Genomic DNA, 23,616 nt, shown 5'->3' with positions numbered 1-23,616 from the left:
CGCCCGCTGTCGATGACACGACACGGGAAGGTGCCGCTCCCCGGCGGGGGCTCACTCCGACGAGTGACCGCCCGTGCCGCCGGTGTCGATGATGGCCGCGATGGCGGGCGCGGCGATCATCAGGCCGGTCAGGATGCCCGTCCGCCTCCCGACGTGCCACAGGAAGCTGAGCTTGATCTCGCCCGCCGGGTGCGTGTCGGCCGACCCGGATTCCTCCACCGCCCCCGCCGGTCGAGGAACAGTCAGATCGTTCCGCATGTCTTCCCCCTTGTTCCGCATATCTTCCCCCTCATCTGGTTCTCGACACCGCGTCAGGATGTCGTCGGCTCGGCATGCAGCAGCAGTGCCGAGGGCACATGATCGGCGAAGCCGACACGGAGCAGTCCGTGGCCGATCCCGGCCAGGCCGTCCAGCAGGCCGGGGACGCTCACGCCGCCGGCGGCGCCGCACCTCGGGCCGGCCTGGTCCAGCGCGGCGACCAGTTGCCCGGCCTGGTCGGAGCGGACGCTGACGGCGGCCTGCCGACCCCGTGCGGCGGCGACCGACAGCATCTCCTGCCTGCCCAGCTCCCCGTGGCAGAGGCTGTGGTCGCCGACCAGCCCCGATCTCGACACGGCGGTCGCCGCGCGGTCCACGAAGGCGGCCAGCGCGGGGTCCGCCAGCAGCCGGCCCTGGTCGGCGATGGCGACCGCGATTCCGGGGACGCCGTGGCACCACGAGTGCGCCGCCAGGTCCGGGAAGGGGCCGGTGGCGGCACGGGCCAGCAGCTCGCTACCGGCCTCGGCGTACCGCTCGTCGCCCTCCGCCTGCGCGAACCGCAGCAGGGCCCAGCCGATCCCGGCCGTACCGGTGGCGAAGCCGGGCTGTGCGGGCAGCGACGGGCCGGCCGCCAGCAGCCGCTTGGCACAGTCGCGGGCCGTCTCGGCGGCGAGCGGCAGGCCGGTCAGCTCGCTGACGGCGAGCATCGCGGCGAGGCAGCCGGCGAGCCCGTCGAGCACGCCCAGCTGGGGTTCCGTCGCGGCGGCGATCGCCGCGAGGCGTACCGCCGGCTCGACGGAGTCGCCGAGCGCGTCGTCCTGGAGCAGGTCGGCGAGCCGGGCCGCCGCGTAGGCGATGCCCCCGAGGCCGGTGAACCCGCCGCTGCCGACCGTGCTCGCCAGGTGCGGCCGGGCCTCCATCGCGGTGAGCAGCACGGGGAGCTGGCGCACCGCCCGGCCGGCGGCCTCGGCGTAGCGGTCGACGTCCGTGAGCCGGGCCAGTTCGGCCAGGAAGAGGGCGGTGCCCGGGTATCCGTTACCCAGCCCCGCGCCCAGCGGCATGATCGTGCTGTGCCCGCCGTCCACCGGTTCGAGGCCGAGCCAGTTGGCGAACACGCCGTCGTCGTACGCGTCCGCGATGATCTTGTCGGCGATGCCGCAGGCGACCGTGAGCAGCCTGCCCGGGTCCGGTGCCGTGGCCTCCCACCGGACGGGCACCGGCTCGGCGCACTCGTGGCGTGCCCCGCCGAGCCGGCCGGCGAGCGCGGCCTGGACGATCCACTCCTGGTCGCGCTGGTCAACGGCGCCCATGCCGGCGATCCTGCGCAGCGCGGTCGCCAGCACCGGCTCGTCGAGCACGTCGACGAATCCGACGCCGTCGCCACCGGTCAGGTCGCGGTCCTCCGGGCGGCAGGTGAACAGGGGGACGTCGCCGTCCCAGAGCTGTTCGATCTCGCGGGACACCAGCCGGTTCCGCACCGGGTCGTCCACCGAGGCCGCCCAGAGCAGGTCGAAGATCTGATCACGGTCGAGCGCGTCGCGCAGCACGTCGGGATGGGTGGACTCGCTCAGCAGCACGGTGTAGGTCCGCGTCGACCGGGCGATGACCCGCAACTCGTCGGCGGCGAACCGCCGGAGCAGGCCGTCCGGGCCGGTCAGGTCGCCGGCCCGCCGGGCGATGGCGCGGTACCCGGCACGGAAGCCGGCGAGCAGCTCGCCCGTGTACTCGGCGGCATCGGCCGGGACGCCGTGCAGCGTCGGGCGGTTCTCGGCCGCCCGCACCGGCGCGGCACCACGTACCAGGTGCATCGTGTCGGTGCCGGCCGCGGCCCACTCGACGGCCTCCCGGAGCTGTTGCGCGCCGGGGTCGCCACCGAGGCCGGAGATGTCCAGCAGGCCGCGTTCGCCGATGAGCGGCTGCGGCAGCAGGGCGGTGCGGTACACCGACGTCCGCAGCGCCCGGGCGGCGGGGTCGGGCGCGGCGGTCGGTACGGGCAGGTCGGGGTGCAGCAGCGTCTCGACGTCGACGAGAACGGGCTGGTCGGCGCAGGCGATCAGGTTCTCGTGGTGGATGTCCGTCATGCCCAGCAGGTAGAGCAGGGCGAGCAGCACCCCCTGCCGGCGGTAGAACGCGCCGACCTCGGCGGCGTCGGAGCAGGCGGCACGGTCGACGACCTCGATCCACCCGTAGCCGTCGCGGGCGAGCACCGTCAACGTGCGCAGCTCCAGCTCCGGCAGCAACCCGTTGAGCCAGTCCAGGACCTCGTTGAAGTGCACGTGGACGGCGACCGAGCGCGGCCGGTAGACCACCCGGGCGCCCGAGGCGAAGCGCAGGAGCGCCACCGCCCGCCCGTGCCCGTGCGAGTCCCCCGCCACGTCGGCTCCGGCCAGCGGTCCCGGATCCCGGCCGGGGAACAACCGCCGGAGGATCTCCGCCCGGTCCGCGACGAACCGGTCGAGCAGCTCGGCCGTCGCCTCGACGGCGTGCCGGCAGGCGGTCGCCAGGATCCGCGCCAGCACGGGGTAGTCCGTCATCACCCGGGTCAGCCGCCCGCGCTGGGCGAGGTCGGCCACGAAGGCGGCGAACCGGTGCTCGGGCGTGGGACCCACCAGCCGGCCGGCGGCGCGGGCGGCGTTGAGTTCCAGGACGAAGGTACGCGACGCCATCGCGACCAGCCTCTTGCGGAGCGCGTCGGCGAACCCGGCGTACACCGCGGCGAGGTCCACCACCGTGGACGGCCCGGGAGCCCCTACCCGCTGCCGCAGGTCGGCGCAGGCGGCGGTGACGAACGGCGCCAGCACGCCGGCGAACGCGTCGGACCACGGGGTGCCCGTGGACGGGTGGGAGGCGCCGTCTGGGGCGAGGCCGAGCGCCCGCTCGGTGAACTCGGCCCAGGCGGGCGCGCCCGACCCGTCCGCCAGCGCCGCCGGCGGGGTGTCGAGGAGGGCCAGGAACTGCCGCTCGGTGATCCCCAGGGCCGCCAGGCGGTGCGCGAACTGACCCGTCGTCCCCAGCTCGTACGCCGAACGCCAGTCCCCCAGCCGCCGCACGGCGTGCTCGGAGACGGCGTCGGCGGCGACGGGCCCGCCGTGCTCGGCTGCCCGTACCCGTTCGGCGAGCGTGAGCCCGGGCGCCCACCACGCGCCGCCCGCACCGCCCACCGCCACCGTGTCCCGCGTCCCCGATCTGTCCACGCCGATATCGTGCCGGCGCCCCGCAGGGGGTCACATGGGTAACCGGTACCCATATTTCGTCGGCGCCGGCGCACTGCCTTCGACCTGCGGCGATCCGCTACGCGACGAGGGCGACCGGCCCGCCGGTGCGCCCGCTCCCGCCATCGGGCTGCCGTGGTGCGGGTCGGACAGGTGCCGCAGCGACCGGCGGCCGGGCTCACCCGGCGCACCACTCCAACGCGGCCTGGGCGCTGGACATCTTGTGCCTGGCCTGCTCGAAGGCGATGCTGCGGGGACCGTCCAGCACCTCGGCGGTGACCTCCTCGCCCCGGTGCGCCGGCAGGTCGTGCATGAACACCGCCTGCGGGCTCGCCGCCAGGACCGCCCCGTCGACCCGGAACGGCGCGAAGACGCGCCGCCAGTCCGGGTCCGGCTTGGTGGTGCCGGTGGTCTGCCAGCGGGTGGTGTAGACCACGTCGACCTCCGGCAGGTCCGACATGTGGTGCGCCTCGGCGACCGACGAGCCGCTCCGCCCGGCGGCCACCCGGGCGGCGGCGAGGGCGCCCGGGTCCAGCCCGTACCCGGGCGGCGTGCGCAGGTGCAGCCGCGTTCCGGTGAACCGGGTGAGGGCGAGCGCGAGCGCGACGGCGGTGTTGTTTCCCTCCCCCACGTAGAGCACCCGCAGCCCGTCGACCCGGCCGAACCGTTGGGCCATGGTGCTCAGGTCGGCCAGCGCCTGCGTGGGGTGCTCCTCGGCGCTCATCGCGTTGATCACCCCCATCCGGTCCTGCTCGGCGAAGGCCCGCAGCTCGGCGACCGGGTCGGCGGTCCGGGCGACGAACAGGTCGACCATCTCGGACAGCACCCGGGCGGTGTCCCCGACCGTCTCGCCGGTGTTCAGTTGCAGGTCCCCGGGGCCGTAGCTGATCAGCTGCGAGCCGAGCCGCAGGGCTCCGCTGGAGAAGGCGGTGCGGGTCCGGGTCGAGGTGCGGCGGAAGTAGACCGCGGTGACCAGGCCGCGCAACCGGTCGGCGGGGCGGACCCGACCGGCGGCGTAGTCGGCGCTGCGGGCCACCAGGTGCCGCAGGTCGGCGTCGCTGAGGTCCTGGATCGACAGCAGGTGACGGCGGGGACGGCGGTCCATCGGGATCCTCCGGGAACGGTCGCGGTGGCGGGGGTCGGTCAGCTGGCCTGGATGGCCCGGTGCAGGACGGTGAGGCCCCGCTCCAGCCGGGCGAGGTCGATGGTGAGCGGCGGCATCACCTTGATCACTTCGTCGTCGCGTCCGCAGAGTTCGACGATCAGCCCGGTCTCGAAGCAGCGCCGCTGGATCCGGTCGGCCCGCTCGGCGCCGCCGGCCGCCCGCAGGTCGATGCCGAGGACCATGCCCAGGCCCCGGACGGCGAGCGCCGGATCGCTGTCGCGCAGTTCGGCGCCGAAGCGCTCCAGCCGCCGGGCGCCGACCGCGGCGGTGGTGCGGAAGCCGTCCTGGCCCCAGAGTTCACAGGCGGCGGCACCGGCGACGAAGGCGAGCTGGTTGCCCCGGAAGGTGCCCGTGTGTTCCCCCGGCGACCAGACGTCGAGTGCCGGTCGGAACAGCACCATCGACAGCGGCAGCCCGTAGCCGCCGATCGCCTTGGAGACGGTGACGATGTCCGGCACCACGCCGGCGTGCTCGAAGCAGAAGAACGTGCCGGTCCGTCCGCAGCCGGACTGGATCTCGTCGAAGATGAGCAGGACGCCGTACCGGGTGGTCAGCTCGCGCAGCCGGCGCAGCCAGTCGGCCGAGGCCGGGTACACCCCGCCCTCCATCTGCAACGGTTCGACGATCACCGCGGCCGGGAGGTCCAGTCCCGACGACGGGTCGGACAGCATCCGCTCCAGGTAGCCGATGGAGTCGAAGGGCCCCGCCGGACCGTCCTCGTACGGCACGAACGTCACGTCCGCCGTGCCCACCTGCCCGGCAGCGCGGGCCCGGCGGCCGCCGCTGACCGCCAGCGATCCGCGGGACATGCCGTGGTAGGCCCCGGTGAAGGAGACGACGCCACGGCGTCCCGTGGCCCGGCGGGCCACCTTCAGCGCCGCCTCCACCGCGTCGGTGCCGGTCGGTCCGCAGAACTGCACCTTGTGGTCCAGCCCCCGCGGGACCAGCACCTGCTCCCGCAGCCGGCTCAGGAAGGTCCGCTTCGCCACGGTGTACATGTCCAGGCCGTGCATCACGCCGTCCCTGGCGAGGTACTCGGTGAGGCGACGCTTGAGGTAGGGATGGTTGTGGCCGTAGTTCAGGGTGCCGGCGCCGCAGAAGAAGTCGGTGAACATCCGGCCGTCCTCGGCGTAGAGCTCGGCGCCCCGGGCCCGGTCGAACACCACCGGAAACTTGCGGCAGTAGTAACGCACCTCCGACTCCATCGCCTCGAAGAGGGAGAAGTCGTAGGCCGCCTTGTGCGGCGGTACCGTCTCGTCCACCAGCATGGTCATCGGTCCGGGGTCTCCTCGGTGGTAGTCGTCTCGTCGTCGGAACAGGTCGTCGGGTGCGTGCTTCCCGACCGGCGGGCGGTCGATCGGTCCCGGCCGGGCCGGGACGTGTGCGGGGGTGGGACCGGACGGTCCGGGGGCCCTCCGGGACCCCGGATCACGTCAGCCGCGGGTGGTCAGCGCGACCTCACCCAGGGCGCCGAAGGAGGCCCGCACGGTGTCGCCCGGTACGAGGTCCACGGCCGCCGCCCAGGAACCGGAGAGCACGAGCTGACCGGCCCGGATCCCGGTGCCGAACCCGGACAGGATGCGGACCAGACATGCCACGGACTCGGCCGGGTGCCCCATCACGGCGCAGCCCCGCCCCGTCTGCACGCCGTGGCGGCTACGCAGCTCCATGCGCGCGTCGGCCAGGTCCGTCGTGTCGGGCGGCACGCCGGCGCCGAGGACGGCCAACGCCGACGAGGCGTTGTCGGCGACGGTGTCCACGAGGCCGATCCGCCAGTCCTGGATCCGGCTGTCGAGCACCTCCAGCGCCGGCAGGACCTCCGCGGTGGCGGCCAGCACGTCCTGCGCGGTCACGGTCGGGCCGGTGAGGTCCGCCGCGAACCGGAACGCGATCTCGCCCTCGACCTTCGGCGCGATGAACCGACTCAGGTCGAGGTCGGCACCGTCGTCGAGCACCATCCGGTCGGTCAGGTAGCCGAAGTCGGGATGGTCGATGCCGAACATCGACTGGATGGCCTCGCTCGTCGCACCGATCTTGAGCCCGGCCAGGACCGCGCCCTCCGCCAGCTCCATCTCGCGCAGCTCGCTCTGGACGGCGTAGGCGTCCGCCAGGTCGAGCTGCGGATGCCGGGCCGAGATCGGCGGCACGGCACGGAGGGTCCGCGCCGCCGTCCGGAGCTCCGCCGCGAGGTCGCGGTGCAGCGACGGCGTGGCGGCCACTACCTGGCCGCCACGAAGAGCCGGCCGCCGGGCACGCCGAGCGGTACGCACCCGGTCTCGGAGAAGCCGGCGGCCCGGAACGTGTCCAGCCACTGCCGCTCGGTCGGGAGGGTCACCCGCATGAAGCTGGCGTGCAGGTAGGTGAAGAGCGCGCTGAACCTCCGCTCCGCCGGATCCGGCGCGTAGGAGACCGCGTCGGCGACCGCCATGAACCCGCCCGGAGCCAGCGCGTCGCGGCACGCGCCCAGCACGGCCTTGGCCACCGACTCGTCCGCCACGATGTCGTGCATGACGAAGCACGCCAGCACGGCGTCCGCGCCCTCGACCGGTCCGGGATCGTCCGCGAGGGACTGGACCGTACGCTCGACGACCTTGAGCCGGTCGTCCACCCCCGCGGCGGTGGCGGCCTCCCGCGCCGCGGCACACGCGGCGCCGCTGCTGTCGAGCGCCACGCCCGTACGCCCCGGATCCTGCCCGAGAAGCTCGATGAGCAGCCCGCCGGCGCCGGCGCCGAGGTCGGCCACGTGCGAGGCACCGGCCGAGGCGACCCGGTCGACGATCGGCGGATAGAACGCCCGCTCGCCGATCCACCGCGAGCTGACCGCCACCCGGCGTCCGTCGCGGCGATGGACCCGGGCGGCCGCGTCGCGGTCGGTGAGGAACTCCCGGGCGTTGGCGAGGAACGGGCCGTTGGCGCTCATGGCCCAGGACACGTATCCGGCCGCGTACCGCCGGTCCGGGTAGTCCTCGGCCGCCTGGAAGCGGTTCGGCTCGTCCGTGCCGACCACCAGCCCGGCGGCGACCAGCGCGGCGAGGTAGTCGTCCACGCCGGCCTGCGGAAGCTCGGCGGTCTTGGCCAGATCGGCGGCGCTGAACGTGCCGCCCGAGTCCAGCAGTCGGTCCACTCCGATCTCCGCGCCGATCTGCAGCAGCGCGGCGACCGCGGCCAGGTCGGCCGCCTCGTCGAGCGGGGAATGGCGTTGCATTGCTCCTCCTACGTCCTGTGATGCGAACCCTGACGACCGCTCACACCTGGCTCGATGCCTCCTGCTCGGCGGCCAGCGACATGGCGACCTCGATGATGGTGTCCTCCTGGCCGGCCACCACCCGGCGATTGCCCAGCTCCAGCAGGATCCGGCGGGGGTCGACGCCGAAGCGGGCGCTCGCGCGCCGCACCGGCGCGGCGAACCCGGAGAACACGCCGGCGATCCCGCTGGCGATGGTGACGCTGTCGTTGGTGGGCACGTGCTTGACGAACCGCTCCTGCGCCACGTCGGCCGCGTCGAGCGCGCCGAAGAGCTGGATGTCGGTCTCGACCTGCCCGACGTGCAGGTTCGCCGCGACGAGTTCGATCGGCGCGTTGCCCGCGCCCGCGCCGAAGCCCCGCGCCGTGACGTCGACGATGGTCGCCCCGGCCTCGATCGCCGCCATGCTGTTGACGACCGACATCCCGAGGTTGTTGTGCGCGTGGAAGCCGACCGCGATGTCGAGGTTCTCGACGAGCTCGCCGACCTTCTCGCGGACGTTCTCCGGCGTGTACGCGCCGGCGGAGTCCATCAGGATGACCGCCTCGGCGCCGTAGCCCTGCATGAGCCGGGCCTGTTCCACCAGCTTCGCCGCGGAGGCCATGTGGCTCATCAACAGCATTCCCTTGACGGCGACGCCCATCGCCCGCAGCATCGTGACCTGCTGCCGGGTGACGTCCGCCTCGGTGCAGTGCGCGCCGACCCGGACCTCGTCCACGCCGCAGTCCAGCGCCGGCTTCAGGTCGCGCTCGACACTGGCGAACCCGGGGATGGACAGCACGCCGAGGCGGGCCGTACGCAGCTCGGCCTTGGCGGCCCGCAGCATCTCGGCGTCGCTGAGCGCGGCCATGCCGACCTGGATGGACGAGGCGCCGAGCCCGTTGCCGTGGCCGACCTCGACGACGTCCACGCCGGCCGCCTCGGCCGCCCGCGCGTACGCGCTGATGTCCGCGCGACCGAGTTGGTGGCCGACCGCGTGGTTGCCGTCGCGCAGGGTCGTGTCGCAGATGCTGAGTTTCGGTGCGCCGCTCATGACCGCCGCCGTTCCGCCCGGGCCTCCGCCACCGCGAGGGCGGCGCACGTGATGATGTCGAGGTTGCCGGCGTAGCGAGGGAACCAGTCGCCCCGGCCCTCGACCTCCACCGTGATCGTGATCCGGTCCCCGACGGCCACCGGCGGGACGACGACGCGGTAGCCGGGGACGTACGACCTGATCTGCTTCTCCATCATGGCGACGGACGCGCGCAGGGCGTCCATGTCGATGCGTTCGGCGGTCGTCACCGCGATGGAGTTGCGCATGACGATGCCGGGCTCGGCGGGGTTGATGACCAGCACGGTCTTGGTGCGTCGCACGCCGCAGAACTCGATGGTCGCCTGCTCGGTGGTGTGCACGTACTCGTCGAGGTTGGCCCGGGAGGCGGGGCCGACGCTGGCCGAGGCGCTGGCCGAGACGATCTCCAGGTAGTCGATGCCCTCCGCGGCCTCCGCCATGCAGTGGGCCATCGGGACCGCCGCCTGACCCCCGCAGGTGACCATGCTGAGGTACTGCTCGTCGAGGCAGTCGTCGAGGTTGAGCGCCGGCACGCAGAACTTCCCCAGGTGCGCCGGGGTGAGGTCGACGAACGGCAGCCCGGTGGGCGCGACGACCGACCAGTGGCGGGTGGCGTCGTCGGCCGAGGTCGCGTCGAAGACCAGGTCGATGTGTTCGGCGCGGGCGGCGACGGCGTCGATGCCGTCCACGCTGGTGGGCACCCCGTGGCGCCCGGCCAGCTGGACGCCGGGTGATTCGGCGCGGCGCCCGGCGAACAGGACGCACTCCAGCAGGGGGGACGCCTCGACCTTCAACAGCAGGTCGGTCCCGATGTTGCCCGTGCCCACGATGGCCACCTGAAGCGGTGGCGGGCTCGTGTGGGTACTCATCCAGTTCTTCCTCTCGTCCGGCCGCGCCGGGCGGGCGCGGCCGGCATCCGTGACAACGGTCAGCCCGCACCGAGCACGTCGGTGATGACGCGGGCGAGCTCGGCGACGTGCGGCGGCTTGATGACGCTGAAGTGGTCACCCGGCACCCGGCGCACCCGCACGCCGCCGGTGCAGAGCTCCTTCCAGCGCGCCAGGTAGTCCGGGTAGCTCTGGCCGGAGGTGACCTCGTGCCGGCCGTCGGCGAGCTCGTCGCTGACGATCAGTTCCAGCCGCCCCGGCCAGGGACGGTGCCGGTACTCGACGTCCACCTCCATGACCTCGCGCCAGATCCGGACGACCCGGGGCCACGACTCCCCCACGCCGCGCTCGGGCAGCGCGATGCCGGTCTCCTCGTCGACGTCGTCGACGAGGTGCTCGAGCAGGTCGAGGATCTCCCGGCGGCGTTCCGGCGTGTCGGCCTCGTCGCCGCCGGCGCTCACCTCCTCCAGCAGCAGTTCGAGGCGGCGGATCAGGGCCAGCTCGTTCCAGGCGTCGGCGCGGGTGTGGATGTCCAGGCCCGGATCGAGCAGGATCAGCGTCACCTCGTGCCCGTCCTCGACCAGCCGGTGCGCCATCTCGCTGGCGATGCCGCTGCCGCCGCACCAGCTGAACAGCCGGTACGGGCCGTGCGGTTGGGCCCGGCGGAGTTCGTCGCCGTAGCGTTCGGCCATCTGCGCCGTGGTGGGCGTGCCCTCCGGATGCGGGCCCGGCCATTCGAACGCCGCCACCGGCTGGTCCGGGTGCAGGTGCGGGGCCAGGCGCAGGTACCAGTGGGCGCTGCCGCCACCCGGGTGCACGCAGAACAGCGGAGGCCGGCCGTCGCCGTCGCGCCGCAGCCACATCATCGCGCCGGCCGTCGCCGCCGGGTCCTGAAGTGTCGCGGCCAGCCCGGCGACGGTGCGGTGTTCGACGAACGAGCCGAAGGTCAGCTCGTAGCCGTGCCGGCTGCGCAGCGTCGCGGTCAGCCGCATCATCGCCAGCGAGTGGCCGCCGAGCGCGAAGAAGTCGTCGTGCACACCGATCCGCTCGATGCCGAGCGCCTCGCTCCAGGCCGTGGCGATGTGCTGCTCGACGTCCGAGCGCGGCGCGACGTACTCGACGTCGGTCACGGGCCGCGAGCCGTCCGGCGCCGGGAGGGCGGTCCGGTCGACCTTGCCGTTGCGGGTGTACGGGAAGTCGTCCACCGAGAGGTAGTGGTGCGGGACGAGGTGCTGCGGCAACCGCTCACGCAGGTGGTCGCGCAGCGCGGCGGCGGACGCCGCGGTGCCGTTCGCGGGACGGGTGTACGCGACGAGCGAGGCGTCCGGGGTGCCGGCCCGGTGCACGGCGACCACGGCGGCGGCGACCGCCGGGTGGGTGGCGAGGGCGTGCTCGATCTCGCCCAGCTCGATCCGGAACCCGCGGACCTTGACCTGGTGGTCCCGGCGCCCGTGGAAGTGCAGGGTGCCGTCGGGGTCGCGGGAGACCACGTCGCCGGTGCGGTACATGCGCTCACCCGGCCGGGACGCGTACGGGTCCGGCACGAACCGCTCGGCGGTGAGTGCCGGCCGGTTGAGGTACCCGCGCACGACGCCCGCCCCGCCGAGCACCAGTTCCCCGCGTACGCCGGGGGGCAGCAGGCGCAGTTCGTCGTCGACGACGTAGGCGCGCACGTTGTCCAGCGGGAGCCCGATCGGCGGCGGTGCCGTGTCCGTGGCCCGCAGCTCGGCGATGGTGGCGACGACGGTGGTCTCGGTGGGTCCGTACGCGTGCAGGACGCGGACCCGGTCGGCCCACCGCGCCGCCTGGTCGGCCGTGCACGCCTCGCCACCGGTGACCAGCACCCGCAGGCGTGGGAAGTCGGCCGGGTCGAGGCGGTCCAGCAGCGGCGGCGGCAGGGTCATGTGGGTCAGCTCGGCCGCGTGGCGGCGGAGGTCACCGGGGTCGGCGTCCGGCGGGGGCAGCACCAGCGTCGCGCCGTTGGCGAGGGCCAGCAGGATCTCCCAGACCGACGCGTCGAAGCTGGGCGAGGCGAACTGGAGCACCTCGTCCCCGGCGTGGGCGGTCAGGACCCGCCGCTGGGCGTGGCAGAAGTTGAGCACGCTGCGGTGGGTGACCGCGACGCCCTTGGGCCGTCCGGTGGAGCCCGACGTGTAGATGACGTAGGCGAGGTTGTCCCCGCCGAGCCGTACCGCCGGCGGGTAGGCCGCCCGGGGCCGGCCGTTCGCGAGGTCGGCGACCAGCACCGTCGCGGTCGTGCGCGGCAGTCCCGGGGCCAGGTCGCCGTCCGTCAGCACCACCACGGGCGCCGCGTCGCGGATCATGTCGCCGACCCGCTCGGCGGGGTAGGCCGGATCGAGCGGCAGGTACGCCCCGCCGGCCTTGAGGACGGCCAGCATCGCGACGACGAGGTCGATCCCGCGGGGCAGGTGGATGCCGACGACCGTGTCGGCCCGGACGCCCAGCTCCGCCAGGCGCGCGGCGAGGCGGTCGGACCGGTCGTGCAACTGCCCGTAGGTGAGCGTGTCGTCGCCGTGCCGCACCGCCGCCGCGGCGGGCGCGGCGGCCGCGCGCTCGACCACGAGGTCGTGGACGAACGGTTCCGCCGGGAACCGCTCGACGGGCTGGTACGCCTCGACCGCCCAGGCCCGGTCGGCGGCGCTCAGCCCGACGTCCGTGTCGCCGTCCGGGTCGGCGGCCATCGCCTCCAGCACGTGCCGGTAGGTCCGGGCCAGCAGTTCGAGGTACGGCCGGTCGATGTCGGCGGGCCGGGCACCCAGCCGCAGGACCCCCGGGAAGGTCCACACGTCCAGCCCGACGCTGCTCGGGCTGAAGTCGTCGACCATCTCGACCGACTCGGCGGGGCCGTCGAGCACGTGGAAGTCCAGGTAGGAGAAGCCGACCCGCAGCAGCGGCGTGCCGTTGCCCCACTGGCGTTGCATGGCCGGCAGCGGGTAGCGGCGGTGCGGCCAGAGGCGCGCCTCGCCGGCGAAGACGGCCTGGACCAGACCCCGCCAGGTACGGGCGGAGGTGTCGGCGGCGAATGGCACGGTGTTGAGGTACATGCCGAACACCTCGTCGCCGCGCAGCCGCTCGGGCCGGCCGTTGCAGAGCAGGCCGCTGAAGAACCGCTGCCGGCCGGTGACGATGCTCAGCACCTTGAGGTGCGCGGCATGCAGCACGCTCTTCAGGGAGGTGCCGGCGGCGGCGGAGAGCCGGCGCAGCGCGGGACGCAGGTCGGCCCACGGCACCTCGATGACGGTCGCCGGGGCGTCCGACCCGGTGCCCCACTCCGGCGGGAGTTCGAGCCGGTCCGACCCGGTGACGGTCGCCGCCCAGAAGCCGCGGTCCGTCGCCGAGGCGAGGGACTCGCGTTCGCGGGCGACGAGGTCGGCGAAGCGCACCGCCGGCGGTGGCGGCAGGTCGGGCCGCTCGCCGCGGCGCAGCGTCCGGTACAACGAGATCAGCATCGCCACCGTGGAGGTGTGGCTCCAACCGTCGAGGATGGCGTGGCTCTCCGAGTGGGTCAGCCGCCATTCGGAGTCGCCGACCTGGTGCACGTGGTAGCGCAGCAGCGGCGCCGTGGCGATGTCGAACGGCCGGACGCGCTCGGCCCGCAGGTGCGCGCGTACCGCCTCCTCCTGCTCGTCGGGTCGCAGCCCGCGCAGGTCGTCGTAGCCGATCGGCAGGTCCACCGACGCGTGGACGAGCTGCATCAGCTCGGAGTAGCCGGACAGGTCGAACGACGTACGCAGGATCTCGTGCCGGTCCGTGAGCAGCCGGCCGGCCTCCCGCAGCGCGTCCAGCGAGAAGGGCAGCTGGTCGGTGATCGCGTAGCAGGAGACGTTGCGGTAGACCGGCCGGTCGCCGCCGGAGAGCATCTCGAACAGCATGCCCGCCTGGTTCTGGGTGATCGGATAGGCGTCGACGAGCCCGTCCGGCAGTCGGCTGCGGTCGGCGTCGCTGACCAGCGCGAACCGGCCGACGGTCGGCTCCGCCTCATCGGCCGGCCCGGTCCGCCCGACCACACCCGCCAGCTCGGCCACGCTCTGGTGCGTGAACAGGTCCTGGACCGACACCGCGAGGCCGGCCGCGCGCAGCAGGCCCACCATCCGGATCGCCCGCATCGAGTCGCCGCCGAGCAGGAAGAAGCTGTCCGTCACACCGACCGTGTCGATGCCGAGCGCCACGCCGAACGCGTCGGCTATCCGCTTCTCGGTCTCGTCGCGCGGGGCGACGTGGCCGTCGCCCCCCGCGCCCGGCACCGGGTCGGGCGCCGGCAGGGCGCGGCGGTCCACCTTGCCGCTGGCGGTCAGCGGCAGGGCGGGCAGGATCGTCCAGCGCGCCGGGACCATCGCGTCCGGCAGCCGATCCAGCAGGTACGCGCGCACCCGGTCGACGGTCTCCGGCCCGACGAGGTGGCCGACGAGCTGCCCGTCGTGGACGGCCACCGCCGCCGCGGTGACGCCGGGAGCCTCGTGCAGCACGGCCTCGACCTCGCCGAGCTCGATGCGCTGACCCCGGATCTTCACCTGGTCGTCGATCCGGCCGAGGTACTCGATGCTGCCGCAGGGACGGTAGCGGGCCAGGTCACCGGTGCGGTACAGGCGCCGCCCCGGCGCGGCGGCGAACGGGTCGGGGACGAACCGGTCGGCGGTCAGCGCGGCCCGGCCGAGGTAGCCCCGGGCGAGCTGCACGCCACCGATCAGCAGCTCGCCGGGGACGCCGACCGGGGTGGGCCGCAGGGCCGCGTCGACGATGTAGGCGGTGGTGTTGGCGATCGGACGGCCGATGGTGACCGGCTCGCCGGGCTCGCACCGCGTCGCGGTGACGTCGACCGCGGTCTCCGTCGGGCCGTACAGGTTGTGCAGCTCGCAGCCGATCCGCTCGTGCACCTTGGCGGCCAGCTCGGCCGGCAGCGCCTCGCCGCTGCAGATGAGCCGCCGCAGGGACGGCAGCGCCCCGACGGGCTCGGCCAGGAAGGCCCGCAGCATCGACGGTACGAAGTGCAGGGTGGTGATCCCCTCCGCCCGGATCGTCTCGGCCAGGTACGCCGGGTCGCGGTGCCCGCCGGGGCGGGCGAGGACCAGCGTCGCGCCGGTGATCAGCGGCCAGAAGAGCTCCCACACCGACACGTCGAACCCGACCGGCGTCTTCTGCAACACCCGGTCCGAGGCGTCGAGGCGGTAGGCGTCCTGCATCCACAGCAGGCGGTTGACGATCGCGCCGTGCTCGATCAGGGCGCCCTTGGGCCGGCCGGTCGACCCGGACGTGTAGATGAGGTAGGCGGCGTGCCCGGGCGTGATCCGCTCCGACGGCGACGCATCGCCGGCGGGGGCCGCCCGGTCCTCGGCGGCCAGGAAGTCCTCGGTGATCACCAGGCGGGCACCGGAGTCGCGCACCATGAAGGCGCGGCGCTGCGCCGGGAGGTCCGGGTCCAAAGGCAGGTAGGCGGCGCCGGCCTTCAGGACCGCGACCAGCGCCCGCATCAGGTCCAGGCCGCGGGGCAGGCAGACGGCCACGACGGACTCCGGTCCGACCCCGGCGTCGCGCAGGCGCCGCGCGAGGGCGCCGGCCTCGGCGTGCAACCGGCGGTACGACAGCTCCTCGCCGTCGAAGCGCAGCGCGACCGCGTCGGGCGTACGGGCCGCCTGCGCGTCCAGCAGCTCCGTCAGGGTGTGGCGGGGATACTCGACGGCGGTGTCGTTCCAGGCCACGAGTTGGGCCGTCTCGGTGTCGGTGAGCATGGGCAGCCGGCTGACCGGGGCGTCCGGGTCGGCGACGACGGCGCTCAGCAGCCGCCGGTAGTGCCCGGCCAGCCGCCGCACGGTCGCGTCGTCGAACAACGCCGTCGGGAAGTCCACCCCGCCGGAGAGGGAGCCGTCCGCCTCCTCCTTCAGCCCGAGCGTCAGGTCGAACTTCGCCGTGACGGGGCCGGCGGACAACTCCTCCCCCACCAGGCCGCCCGCGTCGAAGCGGGCCGACCCGCCCTCCTCGAAGAGGAACATGGTCTGGAACAGCGGGTTGCGGGACAGGTCCCGCTGCGGGGACAGCGCGTCCACGATCCGCTCGAACGGCACGTCCTGGTGCGACTGCGCGTCCAGCACCGCCTCGCGCACCCGGGCCAGCACGTCGACGAAGCTCGGCTCGCCGGACAGGTCGGTCCGCAGCACCAGCGTGTTGAGGAAGAGCCCGACCAGGCCGTGCACCTCCAGGCGGTCCCGGCCGGCGGCCGGGGTGCCCACCGCGACGTCGGTCTGCCCGGTGTAGCGGGCCAGCAGGAGCTGGAAGGCGGCCAGCAGCACCATGAACGGGGTGGCGTTCGACGCCCGGCCCAGTTCCCGCAGCCGGCCGGCGACGGCGGCCGGCACCGTGAAGGTGACCAGCCCGCCGTCCGGGTTCCACACCGGCGGCCGGGGCCGGTCGGTCGGCAGCTCCAACGGCCTCAGCCCGGCCAGCCGGTCCCGCCAGTGCCCGACCTGCCGGTCCAGCCGGTCCCCGGCGAACCGGGCCCGCTGCCAGAGCGCGAAGTCGGCGTACTGGATGGGCAGCGGGGCCAGCGGGGAGGGCCGGCCGGCGACGAACGCGCCGTACAGGGCGGCCAGCTCGCGGAGGACGATCCCCTCCGACCAGCCGTCGGAGGAGATGTGGTGCATGGTGAGCACCAGGGCGTGCTCGTCCTCGGCGAGCCTGACCAGCCGGGCCCGCAACGCCGGACCGGCGGCCAGGTCGACCCGCTCCGGCGCGCCGAGCAGCTCGGTGAGGCGCTGCCGGGCCGTCTCCCGGTCGGTGTGGCCGAGGTCGGTCACCGTCAACTCGACCGGGGCGGGCGGGTCGACGACCTGTGCCGGCTCACCGTCGACGACGACGTACCGGGTCCGCAGGATCTCGTGCCGGGCGACCAGTTCGGTCAACGCCCGGCGCAGCGCGTCGGCGTGCGGCGTGCCGCGCAGCCGCAGGCCGACGGACATCAGGTACCCGGTGCCGCCGGGCTGCAACTGGTCGAGCACCCAGAGCCGGTGCTGCCCGAAGGACAGCGGCAGCGGGCCGGTGCGGGGCGCCGGGGCGATGGTGTCGCCGCGACGGGACTGACCGGCACCGCGCAGGCGCCGCTGGAGCAGTTCCTGTCGCGGGGACGCGCTCGGGGTGTGGCTGGCGGTCACAGGTTGCCCTCCTTCAGCAGTTCCGCCACCTCGGCGTCGGAAAGCCGTGAGATCTCGTTTTCGATGGCCGTGTGCACCGCGTCGGCGAGGTCGGCCACGGTCGTCTGCTCGAACAGCAGGCGCAGCGGCAGGTCGAGGTCGAAGCTCTGCCGCAGGTGCGCGAGCACCCGGGTGGCGAGCAGCGAGTGACCGCCGAGGTCGAAGAAGTCGTCGTGGACGCCGACCCGGTCGACCTCCAGCACCGTGGCCCAGATGTCGGCCACGGCCTCCTCCAACGGGGTACGGGGTGCCTCGTACGCCCGGCCGGTGTCGGCGCGGACGGGTGTCGGGGCGGGCAGTGCGCGGCGGTCGACCTTCTTGCTGCTGGTCAGCGGCAGTGCGTCCAGCACCATCCACTGGGCCGGAACCATGTAGTCCGGCAGCCGCTCCCGCAGGTGGGCCCGGAGTTCGGCGACCGCCGGCGGGGTGCCGTCCCGGCAGACCAGGTAGGCCACCAGGCCCTTCTCCCCCGGCTGGGTCTCGCGGGCCACCACCGCGACCGCGCGGACCGCCGGGTGCTCGGCCAGGGCCGACTCGATCTCGCCGAGTTCCATCCGGAAGCCCCGGATCTTGACCTGCTGGTCGATCCGGCCGAGGAACTCGATCGTCCCGTCCGGCCGGTACCGGACCAGGTCGCCGCTGCGGTAGAGCCGGCCGCCGGGGCCGTCGCCGAACGGGTCGGGCACGAACCGGTCGGCGGTCAGTGCCGGCCGGCCCAGGTAGCCCCGGGCCAGCCGTGCCCCGCCGAGCAGCAGCTCACCGGGCACCCCGACCGGTACGGGGTTCAGGTGCTCGTCGACCACGTAGGCGCGGGTGCCGGGGACCGGGCGGCCGATCGGCAGCGCCTCGGTCCGCTCGCCGGGCGGGTCGCCGGTGACCGGGTGCAGCAGGCAGGTGACGGTGGCCTCGGTCGGACCGTAGTTGACCAGGAACCGGCCGGGCAGCCCGGTGGCCGCCCAGCGCCGGGCGTCGGCGACGGTGACCACGTCGCTGCCGACGTTCATCAGCTTGAGGTGCCGCAGCCGGTCGTCGCCGGCCGGCAGGGCGTCCATCACCTCCCGGTAGTAGGCGGGGGTGATCTCCATGTGGGTGATCCGGTGCCGGGCGAGCCGGTCCGGCAGCTCGGCGGGGCTCCAGAAGACCGGGTCGCTGACCACCAGGGTCGCCCCGGCCAGCAGGGTGGCCATCATGCCGTCCATGGCCACGTCGAAGGTGAGCGCGGAGAGCAGCACCACCCTGTCGCCGGGTGCGATGTCGTACGCGCGGGCGATGACCTCGCAGTGGTGGGCGTACGCGCCGTGCGGGATCATCACGCCCTTGGGCCGGCCCGTGGAGCCCGAGGTGTAGATGACGTAGGCGAGATCGTCCGACCCGGTCGACGGGTCCGGCGCGGTGGCGTCCCGGCCGGCGATCACCGCCCGGTCGGCGTCCACGGCGACCACGGCCACGCCGTCGGCGGCGACCCGGTCGGCGAAGCGCGCCTCGGTGACCACCACCGCGGCGCCCGCGTCGGCGAGCATGAAACGCAGCCGCTCGGTGGGGTGGTCCGGGTCGACCGGGAGGTACACCCCGCCCGCCTTGAGCACCGCGAGCAGCGTGACCACCACCTCCAGGCCGCGTTCGAGGCAGACCGCGACCGGGACCTCCGGGCGTACCCCGAGTCCGCGCAGGTGGTGGGCGAGCCGGTTGGCCCGGGTGTCCAGCTCGGCGAAAGTCAGCCGCCGGCCGTCGAACTCCACCGCCACGACGTCCGGGTGCTGCCGGACCCGCCGGCCGAACAGCTCCACCACGCCGGCGCCGCCCGGTCCGGCGTCGGTCAGCGGCCCGGTCGGCTCGCCGGCCCACGGCCCGACGAGGTACGCCCGCTCCGCGCCGGTGGGCAGGGTCAGGTCACGCAGGGCGGTTTCCGGCGCGGTCGCCACCTGGGCGAGCAGGTGCAGGTAGTGCCCGGCCATCCGCTCGACGGTGGGGCGGTCCCAGAGCGCGGTGGCGTACTCGAACCAGCAGCGCAGCCGGCCGTCCGGATGCTGCTCCACGGAGAGGGTGAGGTCGAACTTGGCCACCGGGCAGGCGCTGTCGACGTGCTCGATGGTGGTCGGGCCGAGGGTCGCGGTCATCCGTTCCAGGTGCTGCAGTTCGAACATCACCTGGAACAGCGGGTTGCGGGACAGGTCCCGGTCCGGCCGCAGCGCGTCGACCAGCCGCTCGAAGGCGACGTCCTGATTGCGGAACGCGTCCGTCACGGTGCGGCGCACCTGGTCGAGCAGGGCCGCGAAGGGCTGGCCGTCGACCAGCTCGGCGCGCATCACCAGGTTGTTGACGAAGAAGCCGAGCAGGTCCTCGGTCTCCTGCCGGGTCCGGCCGGCGACCGGGGTGCCGACGGCCACGTCGTGCTGCCGGGCGTACCGGCCGAGCATGATCTGGAAGGCCGCCAGCAGCACCATGAACAGGGTGGCGCCCTCCCGGTTGCCCAGCTCGGCCAGCGCCCGCCCGACGTCGGTCGGTACGTCGACGACGACGTTGTCCCCGGCCGGGTCCCGCAGCGCCGGGCGGGGCCGGTCGGTGGGCAGCTCCAGCGGGGTGGATCCGGCCAGCTGCCGGGACCAGTAGGCGAGCTGCGCGTCCAGTTCCGGGCTGTCCTGGCGGGCCGTCTCCCAGGCCGCGAAGTCCGCGTACTGCACCGGCAGGTCGGGCAGTGCGGTGGCCGCGCCGCCCCGCGCGTACCTGCGGTAGAGGGTGTCGAGTTCGCGCAGGAGGATGTCCATCGACCAGACGTCGAACGCGATGTGGTGCAGGGTCAGCGCGACCAGGTGCTCGTCGGCGGCGACCCGGATCACCTGGGCCCGGATCGGGTGTTCGGTGGCCAGGTCGAAGGGCCGGCCGGCCGCGACCCGCAGCAGCACCTCGGCACCCTCGACGACGTCCGGGGCGCCGGTGAGGTCGATCAGCTCCCACCCGACCGGTCCCGGCGGGTCGACCACCTGCGCCGGCTCGCCGCCCACCGAGCGGTAGCGGGTACGCAGGATCTCGTGCCGGTTGACCAGCTCGTCCACCGCCCGCCGGAACACCGCCACGTCGAACGGGCCGGTCAGCCGCATCGAGATCGGGATCAGGTATTCGAGGCTGCCCGGTTCGAGCTGGTCCAGGAACCACATCCGGCGCTGGCCGAGGGAGAGCGGCAGGTCCCCGTCGCGCGCCACCGGTCGGATCGCCGTGTCGGCCGGCTCGTCGGCGGACCCGGCGCCGGGGCGGGCCCCGTCGACCAGGGCGGCGAGCGTGGCGACGGTGGGGGCGGTGAAGAGCTGCCCGACGGTCAGCTCCACGTCGAGTGCCCGGCGCACCCGGAGCACGCCCCGGATGGCGAGCATGGAATGGCCGCCGAGGGTGAAGAAGTTGTCGTCCCGGCCGATCCGCTCGACGCCCAGCAGCTCGGCCCAGATCCCGGCGACGACCCGTTCGGTGTCGGTGGCCGGCGGCAGGTACCTCCGGTCGGCACCGGGGCGGGGGCCGTCGGGCGCCGGCAGGGCCGCCCGGTCCAGCTTGCCGTTCGCGGTCAGCGGAAGGGTCTCCAGGCTGATCACGGTGGAGGGGACCATCGCGGCGGGCAGCCGGTCGGCGAGCGCGTCGCGCAGGCCGTCCGGATCGACCCGGGCAGAGCCGGCGGGGACCACGTACGCGACCAGCTCGGCGTCGCCCGACGGCGGCCGGTGCAGGGTCACCACCGCCGCGTCGACGCTCGGGTGCCGCCGCAGGGCCGCCTCGACCTCGCCCGGCTCGATGCGTACCCCGTGCAGCTTGACCTGGTGGTCGAGGCGGCCCAGGTACTCCAGGCTGCCGTCGTCGCGCCACCGGGCCAGGTCCCCGGTCCGGTACAGGCGCTCCCCCGGCGTGGCGCCGTACGGGTTGGGGGTGAACCTCTCCCCGGTCAGGGCGGGCCGCCCCAGGTAGCCTCGCGCCAGGCCGACCCCGCCGAGGCAGAGCTGACCGGCCACCCCGACCGGCACCGGCCGGTCGCCGGCGTCGAGGACCAGGACGGTGCAGCCCGGCAGCGGCCCGCCGATCGGCACGGTCCCGGTTCCCTCGTCGCCGCGGTAACGCCAGGCGGTCACGTCGATCGCGCACTCGGTGGGGCCGTAGGTGTTCCAGATCTCCACGGCCAGCAGGGCGCGGAGCTGCTCGCAGAGCGCCACCGGCAACGGCTCCCCCGCGGAGCAGACCACCCGCAGCGCGGCACACCCGGACAGGTCGGATTCGTGCAGCAGCACCCGCAGCACGGACGGCACCAGTTGCAGCACCGTGACGTCGTGTGCCCGCACCGCCCGCAGCATCGCGCCCGGGTCGCGGTGGGCGTCCGGGGCGGCCAGCACGACCGCGCCGCCGCTGACCAGTGGCGCCAGGAACTCCCACATGGAGGCGTCGAAGCCGAGGGCGGTCTTCTGGAGCACCCGGTCGGCGGCGGTGAGCCGGTACTGCTCGACCGACCACAGCACCCGGTTGCGGATACCGGCGTGGGTGACCACGACGCCCTTGGGCCGGCCGGTCGACCCGGAGGTGTACATGACGTAGGCGGCGGCGTCGGGGTCGGTGACAGGCGGCGACCAGGCCGCGGCGCCGTCGCCACGACCGGCGTCGGCCCCGGCGTCCTGGCCGGCGTCGGTTCCGGTGTCCTGGCCGGCGTCGACGAGCACCACCGGGGCGTCGCCGGCCGACAGCAGGCCCCGCAGGGCCGATTCGGTGACCAGCACCGACACCCCGGCGTCGGCCGCCATGAACTCCAGCCGGTCCACCGGCTGGTCGGGGGCGAGGGGCACGTAGACGCCGCCGGCGAGCAGCACCCCGAGCAGCGCGGTCACCAGGTCCGGTCCACGGTGCACCGCGACCCCGACCGGGGTGCCGACGCGGACCCCGACGGTGTGCAGGTGCGCGGCGAGCTTCCGGGCGCGTCCGGCCAGCTCGGCGTAGCCGACCTCGGTGCCGTCGTCGGCGACCAGCGCGGTCGCGTCGGGGGTCGCCGCCGCCTGGGCGAGGAAGAGTTCCGGCAGCCCCGGGCCCGCTGCCCGGTCGGCGCCCCGGCTCCACCCGCCGAGCACCTCCCGGCGCTCGCGGGGGGCCAGCAGGTCCAGTTCGTCCAGGGGAACCTGGCCGGCGGCGACGACGACGGTCAGCAGTCGCAGGTAGTTGGCGACCATGCGGTGCACCCGGGGGCCGTCGAACAGCGCGGTGGGGAAGACCACCTCCCCGTGGTACGAGCCGTCCGGTCGCCCCACCAGTTGCAGGGAGAGGTCGAACGCGGCCGAGGTCCACGAGGTGGGCTGCTCGGTGACGGTCAGGCCGGGCAGGGCGAAGGGTGCCCGGTCGGCGTTGTGCAGCCCGAACCCCACCTGGAACAGCGGGTTGCGGGACAGGTCCCGCTCCGGGGACAGCTCGGCCACGATCCGGTCGAACGGCACCTGCTGGTTGTCGTAGGCGTCCAGGGTGGTGCCGCGGACCTGGTCGAGCAGGTCGAGGAAGCACGCCGGGGCGGCCAGGTCGGCCCGGAGCACGACGGTGTTGACGAAGAGGCCGATCAGGTCCTCCAGCTCGACCTCGTGCCGCCCGGCCACCGACACCCCGACCGCCACGTCGGTCTGGCCGGCGTACCGGCCGAGCAGGAGCTGGAAGGCGGCGAGGAAGACCATGAAGGGGGTGGCGCCCCGGTCCGCGCCGAGCCGGGTCAGGGCGGTCGCCAGGTCCGCCGGCACGGTGAAGGTGAGGCCGTCGCCGGTGGCCTGCCAGTGCGCGGGCCGGGGCCGGTCGGTCGGCAGGTCGAGCGGGGCGAGCCCGGACAGCCGCTCCCGCCAGTAGCCGACCTGGGCGTCGACGTGCGGCCCCGACAGCCAGTTCTCGCGCTGCCAGGCGGCGAAGTCCGCGTACTGCACGGGCAGCGGCGGCAGCGGGCCGGGCCGGCCGGTGACGGACGCGCCGTAGAGGGCGTGCAGTTCCCTGGCGAGGACGCCCCAGGACCAGCCGTCGAAGGCGATGTGGTGCACCACGAAGAGCAGGACGTGGTCGTCCGCCGCGACACGGATCAGCCGGGCCCGTAGCGGTGCGTCCTCGCGCAGGTCGAACGGGGCGTCGAGGGCCGCCTCCAGCGCCTCGTCGAGGCGGCTGTCCCGGTCGCCGGCCGGCAGGTCGTCCAGGTCGACGAGGTCGATGTCGACGGGGCCGGGCGGGTCGATCACCTGCACGGCACGTCCGTCCACGGTGTCGTAGCGGGTCCGCAGGATCTCGTGCCGCGCGGCGATCCCGGTCAGCGCGGCCCGCAGCGCGGTGGTGTCGAGTGGGCCGCGCACCCGTACCGCCTGGTGCAGGAGATACTCGCTGGCACCGGAGCGCAGCTGGTCGACGAACCAGAGCTGTTCCTGCGCCGACGACACGGCGTGGCCGTCCTCGTGATCGGGCAGCACCGCCCCGCCGGTGCCGACGTACCGGCTGTCGCCGTCTGCCATCAGTCTTCGCCTCCGTGTCCGGGCCGGGCATCGCTGCGATGCCGTGGGGAGTTGCCGTTGCGGGGTGGGCGACGCCGCCGCGCGGGGACGCGTGCGGAACAGCCGCCCG

Annotated in this window: 10 protein-coding genes; all 10 read right to left on the bottom strand. The window is 74.3% G+C overall.

Annotated features, from left to right (window positions below; genetic code table 11):
• Positions 1-51: 51 nt before the first annotated feature.
• The 10 genes from AB0883_RS21715 to AB0883_RS21670 all read right to left on the bottom strand — a co-directional run bounded on the left by AB0883_RS21715 (position 52) and on the right by AB0883_RS21670 (position 23,462).
• On the bottom strand, positions 52-258 hold the full coding sequence (locus AB0883_RS21715) for a hypothetical protein (protein ID WP_366642967.1): 207 nt from the start codon (positions 256-258) through the stop codon (positions 52-54).
• Positions 259-311: 53 nt separating this feature from the next.
• Positions 312-3,452, bottom strand: a complete 3,141-nt coding sequence (locus AB0883_RS21710; protein ID WP_366642966.1) for a type 2 lanthipeptide synthetase LanM family protein — start codon at positions 3,450-3,452, stop codon at positions 312-314.
• Between the two features lie 196 nt (positions 3,453-3,648).
• Positions 3,649-4,575, bottom strand: a complete 927-nt coding sequence (locus AB0883_RS21705; RefSeq protein ID WP_366642965.1) for an ornithine carbamoyltransferase — start codon at positions 4,573-4,575, stop codon at positions 3,649-3,651.
• Between the two features lie 38 nt (positions 4,576-4,613).
• The gene (locus tag AB0883_RS21700) at positions 4,614-5,909 is read right to left on the bottom strand and encodes an aspartate aminotransferase family protein (RefSeq protein ID WP_366642964.1); all 1,296 of its coding nucleotides are present in this window, start codon (positions 5,907-5,909) and stop codon (positions 4,614-4,616) included.
• 159 nt (positions 5,910-6,068) lie between these two features.
• Positions 6,069-6,782 carry a fumarylacetoacetate hydrolase family protein gene (locus AB0883_RS21695; protein WP_366642963.1) on the bottom strand — a complete coding sequence of 238 codons (714 nt, stop codon included), beginning with the start codon at positions 6,780-6,782 and terminating at the stop codon, positions 6,069-6,071.
• Between the two features lie 71 nt (positions 6,783-6,853).
• Positions 6,854-7,840, bottom strand: a complete 987-nt coding sequence (locus tag AB0883_RS21690) for a class I SAM-dependent methyltransferase (protein ID WP_366642962.1) — start codon at positions 7,838-7,840, stop codon at positions 6,854-6,856.
• Positions 7,841-7,880: 40 nt separating this feature from the next.
• Positions 7,881-8,912, bottom strand: a complete 1,032-nt coding sequence (gene dmpG, locus AB0883_RS21685; protein WP_366642961.1) for a 4-hydroxy-2-oxovalerate aldolase — start codon at positions 8,910-8,912, stop codon at positions 7,881-7,883.
• The gene (locus tag AB0883_RS21680; protein WP_366642960.1) at positions 8,909-9,799 is read right to left on the bottom strand and encodes an acetaldehyde dehydrogenase (acetylating); all 891 of its coding nucleotides are present in this window, start codon (positions 9,797-9,799) and stop codon (positions 8,909-8,911) included. Before AB0883_RS21680 ends, dmpG begins: the two co-directional genes overlap by 4 nt.
• A gap of 59 nt (positions 9,800-9,858) precedes the next feature.
• Entirely contained in the window at positions 9,859-16,980 is a 7,122-nt protein-coding gene (locus AB0883_RS21675; protein WP_366642959.1) for an amino acid adenylation domain-containing protein, read from the bottom strand.
• Entirely contained in the window at positions 16,977-23,462 is a 6,486-nt protein-coding gene (locus tag AB0883_RS21670; protein ID WP_366643026.1) for an amino acid adenylation domain-containing protein, read from the bottom strand. The genes AB0883_RS21675 and AB0883_RS21670 overlap by 4 nt, the downstream gene beginning before the upstream one ends.
• Between the last annotated feature and the right edge of the window lie 154 nt (positions 23,463-23,616).

The sequence above is a fragment of the Micromonospora sp. NPDC047812 genome, assembly GCF_040704175.1.
In the GTDB taxonomy this organism is placed as follows: Bacteria; Actinomycetota; Actinomycetes; order Mycobacteriales; family Micromonosporaceae; genus Micromonospora.
Note: the sequence above shows the minus strand (reverse complement) of the source record. Positions and strands in the feature narration are given on the sequence as shown.

Coding starts and splice junctions, on each gene's coding strand:
- AB0883_RS21705 (WP_366642965.1), bottom strand. CDS start 4,575: ATGGACCGCCGTCCCCGCCGTCACCTGCTGTCGATCCAGGACCTCAGC.
- AB0883_RS21700 (WP_366642964.1), bottom strand. CDS start 5,909: ATGACCATGCTGGTGGACGAGACGGTACCGCCGCACAAGGCGGCCTAC.
- dmpG (WP_366642961.1), bottom strand. CDS start 8,912: ATGAGCGGCGCACCGAAACTCAGCATCTGCGACACGACCCTGCGCGAC.
- AB0883_RS21680 (WP_366642960.1), bottom strand. CDS start 9,799: ATGAGTACCCACACGAGCCCGCCACCGCTTCAGGTGGCCATCGTGGGC.
- AB0883_RS21715 (WP_366642967.1), bottom strand. CDS start 258: ATGCGGAACGATCTGACTGTTCCTCGACCGGCGGGGGCGGTGGAGGAA.
- AB0883_RS21690 (WP_366642962.1), bottom strand. CDS start 7,840: ATGCAACGCCATTCCCCGCTCGACGAGGCGGCCGACCTGGCCGCGGTC.